We start from the raw sequence: 12,824 nt of genomic DNA, 5'->3' as shown, positions 1-12,824 counted from the left end.
AATAACGTAAGAGACTAGTGTATAGTCAAAGAACAATGAACTTTCTCGCGAAGTTGACATGAGATACGATTCGGTTCAAATTCGGAGAAGGATACCACTTTGTGAGAGGCTGGCTAATCTAATGCATATTGTGTTATGGATATGTGGCATTTGCCATGCGAGGAAAACATGTTTCGTGTTTGAACTGGCGGCCCCTTTGTAACGCTAGCCCCGCTGTTACGTAAACTCAGTTGACTGGGTGCGTAGTGAATTTTGTGTCAGGATGAGTTCATGACCGATCATCAGATTCGATCACACAAAAGCACAGGTAATACTCCGTTATCTTGGGGATCATGTGTCCTGGCGTACCCCACCGCAGGTGTGAGTCATGTTACGCACAAACTATTTGTTCGACTTGTCGTCACTGTTCTTACCCTAGCTCTACTCAGTGCTGCAAGCTGCGTCTCCCAGAGAGAAATTGGATTGCCTGAGAGTAATGGCCCGGAGGTGGAGAGATTCGATGTAAGAACTCTATCGGCTGTGTCGGGTGAGGGGAGGACTGTCCTATCGGAAACATTTCTTCCTAAACAAGTCATCCAGATCAAAGAAACAAACTCCACAGTGTCAGCCGAAGGCGACTCAGATCACGTTCTCGAACAATCCAAAAGTTCGGCTAACGTTGTGTTCGCTCATACGACCCAGAGTGACGCACCGCTTGTGCTTCACGAAATAATTGCGGCCGCAATCGACTCGCATCCTAGCATTATTGCTGCTCGACAACGCGTGGCTGCTGCTGCCAACCGAATTCCTCAGGCACGTGCATTACCGGATCCCGTTTTAGCCAATAGTCTATGGCCCGTTCGTGAGCAATCGCCGCAGACGGCAAGTGGACGCATTAGCAGTCAGTTATCGCTCAAGCAAGGTGTGCCGTGGCCAGGCAAGCTTTACACTCAGGAGGCAATTGCCTCACATGAATTAGTAATGGCTGAGGCGGAGCTCGCCAATTCGGTGCAGGAGATTAAAGAGGCTGTGCAGCTTGCATACTACGAGCTTTGGCTTTATGAAGAGGCAACAAGTATTGTCGAAGCAAATCAAGCTTTGGCACGGAATCTTATTAAAGTATCCGAAGCGCGTTATCGTGCAGGTGGGAGTCAGCAAGACGTCGTAAGAGCCGAGCTGGAAACTGAAAAACTTGAAGATCAGCTTATCTCACTCCGCCGGAGTAAAGAGGAAGCGAAAGCTGATCTGGGCACGTTAGTCAGAAATCCCTTAGATTTCCAATTTACAAAGTTGGAAGAGCCGAACACCCAGCGTATTCCACTAGCACTGGATGAGCTAGTTGAATCAAGCCACCGCTGTAATCCAAATCTTATGAGCCTTGTTGCAGAAAAGTCTCGTGATCGTGACCGTCGCAAGCTTGCGAGGCTCAAGAACTATCCTGACTTTGAATTTGGTCTTATGTGGGCACAGATTAGCGACGACCATGATGCCTTAAGCCCCGTCGCCAATGGCCGAGACAGTCTCGGAATTAATGTGGCGATTACGCTACCAATCTGGCGAGAAAAAATCGATTCCGGCAGGGAGGAGGCGAAGCATACGTTTAAGAGCACTGCTGCGCGATATGAGGCGGGGTGGGATGAATTGCGGGGTATGCTCCGTCGTCTCGTTGCGGCGGCTGATGCCTTGGCCGAACAAATAGCACTTTATGAGCAGACACTGATTCCGCGTACAGAACAGAATCTGGAACTCGCTACAGCAGATTATCGTGCCGAGCGCGGCGATTTCTTTGGGGTTGTCGATGTGTATGAAGAATTGTTAACCCACAGGCTTCAGCTTGCTCGCGCGAAGGCAAGCCTCGCCGGTACGATTGCTCAGATAGAACGAACAGTCGGTTGCTGACTTATGGAAAGATATGACACAATACGATAGGGTTCAAACTGATCTGTGCATCTCTACAGCTGGAGTTGAAAACGTCGTAAAGAGGTTCTTCGCTTTTTATTTTGTGACCTCACGCGCGAGTATGGTGGTAGTCAACGAACCACCCCCAAAGTATTGATGTGGTAAATTACCTTCAGTCGTCAGTTGTTGCAATGAGAGAGGTCAATTATGGATAACACAACGCAAATGCGCTGGTGGAATACCTTCTACGGCAAGCATCGCTTCAAACTGTGGGTGATTCAGGGAGTATTACTTCTTGTGATTGGGTTTTCGGCTGCGTGGATATTCGATAGTACACCGCCAAGTGAAACCAGCACAAGTAATGTGCTGACCACCGAAGTGGCCTCGGTCCCGACCATGTGGACTTGTTCGATGCATCCCCAAATACGCAGCGATAAGCCCGGCAAGTGCCCCATCTGTGGTATGGACCTGGTTCCCGTCAAGAAATCTGCCGGTGGGGTTCGTACTATCTCGATTGGTTCCGAAATAAAGAAGCTGATGAATTTGCAAACGGTCCCAGTCGCACGTCAGTACGTGACGGCAAACGTGAGGATGGTAGGCAAGATTGAATACGACGAAACTCGTTTAGCCTACGTCACTGCATGGGTATCGGGACGACTGGATCGCCTTTTCGTTGATTTTACAGGCGTAGAGGTCCACAAAGGGGATCATATGGTTTCGATATATAGCGAGGAACTCTACTCAGCACAAGAAGAGCTAATTCAGGCACTGAAATATCGATCTGAAAGTCAAAACTCAAATCGCTTTAGCGCTCCCATTGATCTCGTTAAATCGGCACGTGAAAAACTGCGTCTTCTCGGCATCACTGAGAAACAGATTCAAGAGATCGAACAGCGGGGGAAACCGATCGATCACATTACGATTTATTCGCCGGTGAGTGGCATCGTGATTGCTAAGCTGAGGCAGGAAGGTGATCGCGTTAACACAGGAGATCGAATCTATACTTTGGCTGATCTAACTCAATTATGGATGCAGATGGACGCCTATGAGTCCGATCTCGCTTGGCTACGCTATGGACAAGAAGTCGAGTTTACGACGGAAGCTTACCCCGGTGAAGTTTTTAAGGGTCGGATCGCTTTCATTGATCCCGTGCTGAATGAAATGACGCGGACGGTGAAGGTGCGAGTGAATGTTCCGAACGAAGACGGGCGATTGAAACCGGAAATGTTTGTGAGTGCCATCGTGCGCTCTAAGGTCGCTGCGGGTGGTCGTGTAATCGATCCTTCGTTGGCTGGTAAGTGGATCGGTCCGATGCATCCAGAAATAGTTAAAGATGAACCGGGCAACTGTGACATTTGTGGAATGCCCTTAGTGAGAGCGGAAACACTTGGCTATGTGACGGCTGAACCGAGCGATACAGCTAAACCCTTGGTAATCCCAGTTTCTGCGGCGTTATTAACTGGAACCCGTGCAATTGTGTATGTCCAGGTTCCCAACACCGAAGAGCCGACTTACGAAGGCCGCGAAATCGTCCTCGGCCCACGCGCAGGCGATTACTATCTGGTTAAATCCGGACTCAAAGAAGGTGAGCTTGTAGTAACAAACGGCAACTTCAAGCTGGATAGCGCGCTGCAGATCTCGGCCAAGCCTTCCATGATGACGCCTGAAGGGGGCGGTTCAGCAGGAGGTCACAATCATGGGGGTGAAACGAAGGCGGGAGGTAACGGCGACGAGATGAAAATGTCAGGTGGCTCTGGGATGACCTTGCCGCCGGAACTCAAGACGAAGCTATTTCACACGATGGAAAGTGTCGAAGCCATATCCCAAGCAGTCAAGTCGAAGGATTTGGATAGAATTCATGAGTCATACATAACCCTTGGTGAATTGATTGCAGCAGTCAATGCAATGCAATTGCCAGGCGATATGGGGGACCAATTACAAGAGTTCGTCATGCTCTTACGAAATGATTCCATTGAAGGTGGCGACGTCCAAACTTTGCAAGATGCGGAACATGTCACTCAGATTACGAACCGACATGCAGAACGTCTGCAGGAAATGTTCGGTCTCTTTGATACCGGTCATCAGATGGCAGAAATAAAACTCGATGTCCCCGATGCCTTTCGGCAGCAGTTAAGCCAACTCATTCCATCTTATCTGGCCCTCAGTGAAGCCTTGGCTGCCGACGATGCAAATGGAGCCAAGATGGCCGTTGAAAGTCTAGAGCAGAGCGTTAGTTCACTCAAAAATCAATCGCTGGAAGGTGCGACGGACAATCGCTGGAAGGCGGAGCACAATGACCTAATAAAGATTACAGAACAGTTGGCAAAGGCGAACGATCTGGACGGTCTGCGGTCGGCATTTGCATTACTATCGGAGCAAATGCTTTCGCTGCAACGTACGTTCGGCTTCGCGGGCGCTCACCAACTCTTTGAGTTGCATTGTCCGATGATCTTCGACGGGCGAGGAGCCAGTTGGATTCAGGCTGATGAGACAGTTCGCAATCCATACTATGGAGGGTCAATGCTCAAGTGTGCAGACCGAGTTGAGCCATTGACTGTAAAAGACTCGGGACACGATCATGGATGAGCAATGTCGTCCTAAGGAGACGAAGCTCTCAAGCTATGAAGATTAGAGGATTGCGTATATCGATTTACTGATATCCCTATATGACTTAGATGACTGATACTACCGAAAATACGATCGCACCTGATATTGAAGCTAGTCGCCATACGATGCTGGGCAGCATCATTTGGTTTTGCCTCAACAATAAGCTAGTTGTATGCTTGCTAGTCCTTGCGACGTTAACTTGGGGAGTGATGGTCGCGCCGTTTGACTGGCAAGTCGGCGACCTGCCTCGTGATCAGGTCCCTGTGGATGCGATTCCTGACATTGGCGAGAATCAGCAAATTGTTTTCACGGAATGGATGGGACGCTCGCCCCAAGACGTCGAAGATCAGATCGGTTACCCGCTAACGGTTGCCCTGCTTGGCCTTCCAGAAGTCAAAACCATCCGTAGCTATTCGTTGTTTGGTTTCTCGACAATCTTTATTATTTTCAACGAAGATGCAGAATTCTATTGGTCACGCTCTCGTGTTTTAGAAAAACTTAACAGCTTGCCATCGGGCACTCTCCCTGAGGGTGTTCAGCCCGCGCTTGGACCTGACGCAACCGCACTGGGACAAATTTTTCTCTACACGCTTGAAGGCCTAGACCCCGATGGAAACCCGACCGGAGGCTGGGACCTGGATGAATTAAGAACAACTCAGGATTGGTACGTTCGTTACTCTTTGACTGCGTCCGAGGGTATCAGTGAAGTTGCGTCGATTGGCGGTTTTGTTCGAGAATACCAGATCGACGTGGACCCTGATGCAATGCGAGCAGCCAAGGTTTCGTTGGGTGACGTGTTTCAATCGGTGAAAATGACCAACGTTGATGTGGGAGCAAGAACCATCGAGCTTAATAAAGCGGAGTACGTGATTCGCGGCCTGGGTTTCATCGAGGAAGTTGAAGACATTGAAAAAACAGTGGTCAAAGTCACGGACAATGTGCCGATCACGATCAAGGATGTCGCCAATGTTGCCCTCGGCCCAGCGCTCAGGCGAGGTGCGTTGGATAAGGCAGGTTCTGAAGCGGTTGGTGGTATCGTGGTCGTTCGCTATGGGTTCAATCCGCTCCAAGCCATCAAGAACGTCAAGAAAACAATCGAGGAAATCACACCGGGACTGCCGACGAAAGTCGTCGTTGACTACACTCGAACAACTAAAGAACAAGTTGATGACTACGCAGTTGCCAACAATCTAGAGCCAATCAGCGGTGCAAATCCAGATTTTGAATCGTGGGTAACTCATCTGCGGAAGCTACCACGAGAGCAGTGGCCCAATTGGATCACAACCAGTCAGATTCATGTAGTGCCGTACTATGATCGTACGGGAGTAATTTATGAGACGCTTGGAACTCTGAACTCAGCGCTTGCGGAAGAAATCCTCGTCACCATTATCGTGATCTTGGTGATGGTGCTACACATGCGCAGCTCAATTCTGATCAGCTCCCTGCTGCCTTTGGCAGTCCTCATGTGTTTTATCGCCATGAAGACTTTCGGTATCGATGCAAATATCGTCGCTCTTTCAGGTATAGCGATTGCTATTGGTACGATGGTTGATATGGGGATTATTCTTTGCGAGAACATTCTCAAACACTTGGAGGAAGCGGATCCAGCAGAAGATCGTGGACATGTTATTTTTCGCGCCTCCAACGAAGTGGCCAGTGCGGTGTTGACAGCCGTTTCAACGACGGTCGTGAGCTTTCTGCCTGTATTTACCATGGTCGCGGCCGAAGGCAAACTATTCCGCCCGCTAGCGTTTACCAAGACATTTGCCCTCTCGGCCTCTGTCATTGTGGCACTAACGATCATACCTCCAGCGGCTCATATTCTGATGGGGGGGCGGATCAAGTCGAACACTCTTCGTCGCTTCTTGATGATTGCATTGATGTGTGCAGGCTTCTTATTATCCCTCTTTATTTCCTGGTGGGTCGGAGCGATCGTTGCTGCTCTGGGCTTCTATAAGCTCTTGGAAGAACGTATTCCCACCGACTATCAGAAATATGGGCCCTATGCTGCAAGTGCTGTGGCAGTCGTTGTCGTCGGTCTCCTTCTGACAGACCACTGGTTGCCACTTGGGCCTGACAAAGGAGTGCTACGGAACTTCTTGTTCGTTGGGATACTGATTGGTGGCCTACTAGGATTCTTCACTGTGTTTCAACGCTACTTGTACGAACCAATCCTCCGCTGGTGCCTTGCCCACAAACTTCTTTTCTTGTCGTTGCCCACCTCATTTCTTCTCTTCGGTGGATGTGCTTGGCTGGGATTTGATCGGATCTTTTCATTTATACCTGGTACGGCCTCAATTCTGGGTATTTCCGATTCGACGATACGAGAATCACGGCCGTGGGTAGCAGCAAGTTCTATTTTGCCTGGGCTAGGCAAAGAGTTCATGCCTCCATTGGACGAAGGTTCATTTCTTTACATGCCGACCACCATGCCGCATGCCTCGATTGGTGAAGCAATGGACGTGCTGCAACTACAAAACAAATTCCTTATTTCGATCCCTGAAGTGGAATCGGTAGTAGGAAAAATTGGGCGTGCAGAGAGTCCGCTCGACCCGGCGCCCATCTCGATGATCGAGACGTTCATCGCCTACAAATCAGAGTACAAAACGGATGAGAACGGCAATCGTCTTAAATTTCGCTTTAATGAAGAGGCGGATGAATTCGCCCGTGATGCACAAGGCGAATTGATTGAAGATGATGGGGGGCGACCATTTCGCCAGTGGCGCGACGAGATCAAGACGCCTAGTGATATCTGGGAACAAATCACCGAAGCAGCCGACATTCCGGGAACAACCTCTGCTCCAAAGCTACAACCGATCGCGGCACGAATCGTCATGCTGCAAAGCGGCATGCGAGCGCCGATGGGGATGAAAGTCAAAGGCCCGGACCTGGAGACAATTGAGCGTGTTGCATTACAAATTGAGGGATTGCTTAAGCAGGTTCCCACTGTGCAAGCGTCCGCCGTCATCGCTGACCGCATTGTAGGCAAACCCTACTTGGAAATCGACATCGACCGCGATGCGATCAAGCGATACGGGTTACATATCCGCACCGTTCAAGACGTGATTGAAGTAGCGATTGGTGGCCGTCGTATCACGACAACCGTCGAAGGTCGTGAACGCTATCCAGTGCGAGTGCGTTATGCACGTGAATTAAGAGACGAAGCAGAGTCATTGGGACGGATTCTGGTGCCCACGGCGATGGGACAACAGATTCCACTGGAGCAATTGGCCAAAATCAATTACATCCGCGGCCCGCAAGTAATCAAGAGTGAGGACACGTTTTTGCTCGGTTATGTACTATTTGACATGAAAGTCGGCAATGCGGAAGTTGACGTAGTCGAGGATGCTCAAGCATTCTTGCAAGCAAAGGTCGAGAGTGGTGAACTGGTTTTGCCAGCAGGAGTGAGCTATACGTTTGCAGGAAACTATGAGAATCAGATTCGCTCTCAGAAGACCTTGATGGTTGTGCTCCCTTTAGCTCTGGGAGTCATCTTCTTAATTCTCTATTTCCAGTTCAAATCAGTCATCACAACATCACTGGTGTTCAGCGGGATTATGATTGCTTGGGCAGGCGGTTTCATCATGCTGTGGCTCTATGGCACAGATTGGTTTTTGGACTTTAACGTCTTTGGAACCAACATGCGAACGTTGTTTCAAGTTCACACGATCAATCTTAGTGTTGCCGTCTGGGTTGGCTTCCTCGCTTTGTTCGGTATTGCCAGCGATGATGGTGTCGTCATTGCATCTTATCTTGATGAAAGCTTTAGAAAAGATCGTATTGCAAATGGAAAACACGCACGCGAAGCCACCGTTACGGCTGGGATGCGTCGAGTTCGACCTTGTCTGATGACGACTGCCACAACGTTACTTGCTTTGATTCCGGTGCTAACATCCACTGGTCGCGGCAGCGATATCATGGTGCCGATGGCAATCCCCAGTTTTGGTGGCATGACAATCGAAATCATGACGATGCTGGTCGTCCCCGTGCTTTACTGCTCGGCCATGGAATGGAAACTCAGACTAGGCATTAATGATCCGCGTTTTGCAGAAAACGCTTAGCAACGGAGGATGTAATGTCCGAACACCACCCATCATCGGAATTTTGTCAGCAGATCGAGCAGCGACTCAAGGTAGTTCAATCGAAAGTGGAGCAAGAGCGAGAGACGATGAATGTCGTCATGGTGAATCTCGAAGAGCAAGAAACTAAGTTTAATCAGATTGCTGGCCAACTTCTCAATGAAATATTGCGCCCTACAGTGCAAACCCTGACAGGCTATTTTGACAATGTACAACTCGATGACAATACTGTGGGGCCTTCTGTGCAGTGTGAGTTTCGCCATTCAATCCGTTTTCCAGCGGTGGCGACTGTAAGATTTCAAATAACTCATGATGAGAAGATCGAAGCTATTTCCATTCACTACGAAGCCGAGATTCTTCCAGTGTTTATTCGATTTGAACGAAGTGACACTCTAACTCAGTGCATGAATGAGTTTGATGGAGACGCTGTGCGACAGTGGGTAGAACAGAAAGTCCTCGGTTTTATCGATTCCTATCTGCAAATCGAAACTCACGAGCAATATCAACGTGACAATATTGCACTCGATCCTGTGTGTGGAATGAGGGTGGCGAAGCCTAAAGGATTGACTTGCGAACACGATGGTCAAACCTATTTCTTCTGTTCCCAGCACTGCCTGGAGCGGTTTGTCGAACAGCCTGAAGACTTTGGGGTGTCTGCCTAGCAATTCCCACAGTAAGTCCAGCAATTTCATGCGGTGAAATCTCTCGTCCGAAATTCATGGAGGCCAATCTTGATGAAAGTGCTTTGCTAAATAACATAATCGCGATACTATACTTACAGCACACGGCTCCTGGGATCGACGGTTGATACACAATTTACACCAAGCACTAATAGATTGTGAAGAAGCAACCCTTCCAGAACGAGATGTCAAGGAATTATGAGTGTTCCTGGAAAGAGCCGCCTTCAGAACACTCGATGAGTATGAGGCACGAACATTAGTAGCAGCCATGTCAGAAGACGGGCCCGCGACCCAGTACATCAAGAGAGTCCGAAACCTATTGCGTGGGTCGAATCTGCCTCCAGCGCAACACCGTCAGTTAGTTAGACAGAATTTCAAGGCAATATTGTCACTCAACTCCTCGCAAGAACTCTCGGACTTGGTTTATGAGGACACGCAATCGCCACGCGATGATAGTAGAGATTCTATGGGAGGTGGATTGTAAGGGCAATCTTCAGGAGATACGAAAGGCAGCTGAAGACGAAGCGAAACGTGCTATCAAGATGCACCAAAAATGCACCAAAATCTTTCCAATCCATGCCTATTGCAACAAACAAGACGATTCATACAATGTCATAAGTAGCTTAGTTGACAGGGATTTACGTTCACATAGGGACTTGCGTTCTAATCTAAAATCTGACTGGGGGTCAAAAGGTCGCAAGTTCAAATCTTGTCGGCCCGACTTTACTTAACTCTTTGCTGAATCGCTAGTTTCGATACCTGTTGATGGTCGAATCTGTTGCGGTTTCCTTCTCTTGGAATCGGTTCAGAGCGATCAGAGTTTGTTTCTCAGGTAGTTGCAGAGGTGTGGTATCTTATTCGCTCGAAGTCCACAGGGCGTCCCAAATGGTACCCTGCAAAGCCATTCCCAATAAAGCGTCCTGCCCCTACGAAGATGTTGCGGACTGCTCGAATAGCAAACGCTGCAGCTTACTTACCTTCCACCGATCTTTGCTTAGGAGGGCCGCGGTCGCCACCAGCCCAGCCAACCCGCCTGTTGTGAGCAGAGTGGCTAGAGAACTTTGTGAGCTGAAAGAATTCAGAGGTGGCTGTTCAACTTCACGGTGGAGCCAGGTTGGTTGGTTGGAAAGCGAGTTGCCCACGACGGTGCGGAGAATGTGGCTTACTGGCCGGCGGATTTCATCGTCGGAGGTAAAGCCGGGAGAATTTGCAACAGTTATCGAACGAACGTTGGACTGGAAACGATTGTAAAAAGCGTTGAACTGGGCGAGTAACTCACGATGCCGCAATTGCCCTGCTGCGGAAGTATTGAGCGGGTAGTGAGGCAAGAATCCCTTGCGAGGCCGCGTACCAGGTTCGATCGTGCCAGAATAGTCGGCGTCGACGCTCAGCACGATATCTCGATCGGTGAGCAAGCTGGCAAGTTGTTCGCTGTCGTCAGGATCGACAATATACAGTTCACAGTTTTGTTGATTTTCAAGCGACTTAGAGTGTGTAACTGATCGCAGAAGCTCGTGCTCGCTATAGCGGCGGATTTCGCGGGTACCTGGCTGGTTCCAATCGCCTAGACGGGTAGTACTAACTCGAGCGATTTCGTCCGCCGAAGTTGGTAGTAACCAGTCGCCGACGGTGATTGAATATCTTCCGTAGTCAGGCATGTACTTCCGTGAAGTAGTTTGCGATTCGCGCGGTACAACCCAGATAACTTGTGCTGGAGTGGTCTTATTGGATAGCAAACCTTGATAGATGAGTGGCAAGATCCAGCCGGCAATGCTCATATTGCTGGCAATCACAATACGCTGAGCAAAGGTTGCAGCGTCGCTCAATTGTGCGAATGGGTTGTCGATAGGCATCGAGGGATTGTCAAACGGATCACCGAGATCCGCATGGGCGTCCCAATTCACCAGCACTGGCGGCTGATCGCGTTGAAAGTTTTCAACTGCCAACAGGTCGGTTGCCAGATGGGCAAAACTGAAGTTATGGCCTTGAGTACATCGCACCGGTGATCCCCCGGTCGAAACGCCGACTGGTTGGAATCGTTGGTTAAGAATCTCGAAGGCATGAAACAAGGGTGCAAGTTCAAGAATCTTAGCCGCATGCAATTCGGCCTGGTGATCGTAATTCGGCAGTGGTGCAAGGTCGGGAGACCCTGGCGAGAGGGCAGGCATCCGGCCAAAAGCGTAGGCAACGAAGTATTCTTCCTGCCATTGCTGTTTCGTAGAAAGTAGAAATTCCCAGGCAAGTTGCAAGGTTCGCAGTGCTGCAAAGAGCGAATTCCAGGGAGATGTTGAATTGGAGTCCCGCGCTGCCACATGAAAGCTGGACTGACGAAAGGTATCAGCTGCACGCATCCAATTGCTCATATCCAGTGCGTGGAGGAATACCTCGTCAATTGGTGTCTTGGCTTCATGCTTACCAAGCGCACTTTGCAGCGCCTCGCCAACGGTTTGCTGACGTTGCTGAATCTCTGCGATTTGCGGCCGGATAGAGCCGAGGGGTGGAAATTCGCCGGTGTTACTGTCTGCCGAAGCATTCACCCCGATCAGGAGAGAACCAATCGACCCTACGCTGAGAGTAGCGAGGAGTGAGCGCCGCGTAAGTTGTGTTCGAAAGGAATCGGCAATCGCTCGTTTGTCCTCCGGTTTTAGTCCTTTGATCTCTGTCGCAGAAAGTTGGTCGTGAAAGTCGTTTAGATCGCGAAAAGGCAAGCAGATGGCTAGCCAGTGGAAGAACTGCTGACGCGAGGCTCTGTTGAGCTTTTCCATGCAGGGAAGCGACTCGAAATGGGTCCGCAGCTCTGCGGGAACCCCTGCTTTTCTAGCTCCGGCGTTTCCTGTTTGGGACATCAGCGATTTGGGCAGACAATTCGAAAGGGTTCAAGGGAAAAGAAATTTACGCATTCCAGAAGCGTTCTTTCAAAACCAATAATCGAGGGCCATCAGGTTGAAAGTCTATTGCTTTGTAGGCCGAGTCTCAAGCTAACTCAAATGCATCACACCCCAAAATTTGACACCCGGCCTCCAGCGATGGTTTGAAAGCGTTCGATTTCACCCATTATATCGGAAGTGTTCGAACTCGGACAACTCAATGCCTGGAAATACAACCGGTCGGGACAAATAGCTGCTCTACCTCTTGTGATCCTTGCAACTATTTTCGCTAGAACTTGAGGTGACACCATTGCTGACGAACACGATTATTTCGTAGTCACCTCAAAATCATGCTCGCTACGACCGGCTTCCACTGTAATCCGCAGTGTGCTGCGGTCGTTGAACCTTGCAGGAAGAGCCTCTTCTAGCAAGGGCTGTGTAGGGCTGTTGGGGACATCGTAGAGCTTACTCTCGCCGATAACCTTGGGAATGCGAATTTCGACTATCGATTCGCCGATCGGAACACGAGCGCGATACTTCCCCCCGTTGATCATGCCCCCGGCTGTGAACGAATTCCCATCCACGGGAAAGAACGAGATGGAACCCATCTGAGCAGGGTCTCCATCTACGGTGATTGTCCCGGATAGCAAGCCCACGCTGGGGTCACCGCAGCTGGCACATGACAAGCACGAAAGTACTAAGATCAAGTAGTT

6 protein-coding genes are annotated in these 12,824 nt (G+C 49.7%); 4 read left to right on the top strand and 2 right to left on the bottom strand.

Translation table 11 applies throughout. From position 1 onward, the window contains the following. Window positions 1–270: 270 nt before the first annotated feature. The 4 genes from Pr1d_RS14825 to Pr1d_RS26060 all read left to right on the top strand — a co-directional run bounded on the left by Pr1d_RS14825 (window position 271) and on the right by Pr1d_RS26060 (window position 9,226). Window positions 271–1,878 carry a TolC family protein gene (locus Pr1d_RS14825; RefSeq protein ID WP_148074251.1) on the top strand — a complete coding sequence of 536 codons (1,608 nt, stop codon included), beginning with the start codon at window positions 271–273 and terminating at the stop codon, window positions 1,876–1,878. Window positions 1,879–2,085: 207 nt separating this feature from the next. After that, window positions 2,086–4,464 carry an efflux RND transporter periplasmic adaptor subunit gene (locus Pr1d_RS14820; protein ID WP_238476509.1) on the top strand — a complete coding sequence of 793 codons (2,379 nt, stop codon included), beginning with the start codon at window positions 2,086–2,088 and terminating at the stop codon, window positions 4,462–4,464. 89 nt (window positions 4,465–4,553) lie between these two features. Further along, window positions 4,554–8,546: an efflux RND transporter permease subunit gene (locus tag Pr1d_RS14815; RefSeq protein WP_148074250.1), complete on the top strand. Its 3,993-nt coding sequence runs from the start codon at window positions 4,554–4,556 to the stop codon at window positions 8,544–8,546. A 14-nt stretch (window positions 8,547–8,560) separates the two neighbouring features. Beyond that, entirely contained in the window at window positions 8,561–9,226 is a 666-nt protein-coding gene (locus Pr1d_RS26060) for a YHS domain-containing protein (RefSeq protein WP_210417721.1), read from the top strand. 944 nt (window positions 9,227–10,170) lie between these two features. On the opposite strand, the gene Pr1d_RS14805 is transcribed toward Pr1d_RS26060, so the two are convergent. Beyond that, on the bottom strand, window positions 10,171–12,090 hold the full coding sequence (locus Pr1d_RS14805) for an arginase family protein (protein ID WP_148074249.1): 1,920 nt from the start codon (window positions 12,088–12,090) through the stop codon (window positions 10,171–10,173). A gap of 347 nt (window positions 12,091–12,437) precedes the next feature. Beyond that, the gene (locus tag Pr1d_RS14800) at window positions 12,438–12,767 is read right to left on the bottom strand and encodes a hypothetical protein (protein ID WP_210417720.1); all 330 of its coding nucleotides are present in this window, start codon (window positions 12,765–12,767) and stop codon (window positions 12,438–12,440) included. Window positions 12,768–12,824 lie beyond the last annotated feature (57 nt).

Origin of the sequence: Bythopirellula goksoeyrii (assembly GCF_008065115.1) — a bacterium.
Taxonomy (GTDB): domain Bacteria; phylum Planctomycetota; class Planctomycetia; order Pirellulales; family Lacipirellulaceae; genus Bythopirellula; species Bythopirellula goksoeyrii.
Note: the sequence above shows the minus strand (reverse complement) of the source record. Positions and strands in the feature narration are given on the sequence as shown.

Coding starts and splice junctions, on each gene's coding strand:
- Pr1d_RS14815 (WP_148074250.1), top strand. CDS start 4,554: ATGACTGATACTACCGAAAATACGATCGCACCTGATATTGAAGCTAGT.
- Pr1d_RS14805 (WP_148074249.1), bottom strand. CDS start 12,090: ATGTCCCAAACAGGAAACGCCGGAGCTAGAAAAGCAGGGGTTCCCGCA.
- Pr1d_RS14825 (WP_148074251.1), top strand. CDS start 271: ATGACCGATCATCAGATTCGATCACACAAAAGCACAGGTAATACTCCG.
- Pr1d_RS26060 (WP_210417721.1), top strand. CDS start 8,561: ATGTCCGAACACCACCCATCATCGGAATTTTGTCAGCAGATCGAGCAG.
- Pr1d_RS14820 (WP_238476509.1), top strand. CDS start 2,086: ATGGATAACACAACGCAAATGCGCTGGTGGAATACCTTCTACGGCAAG.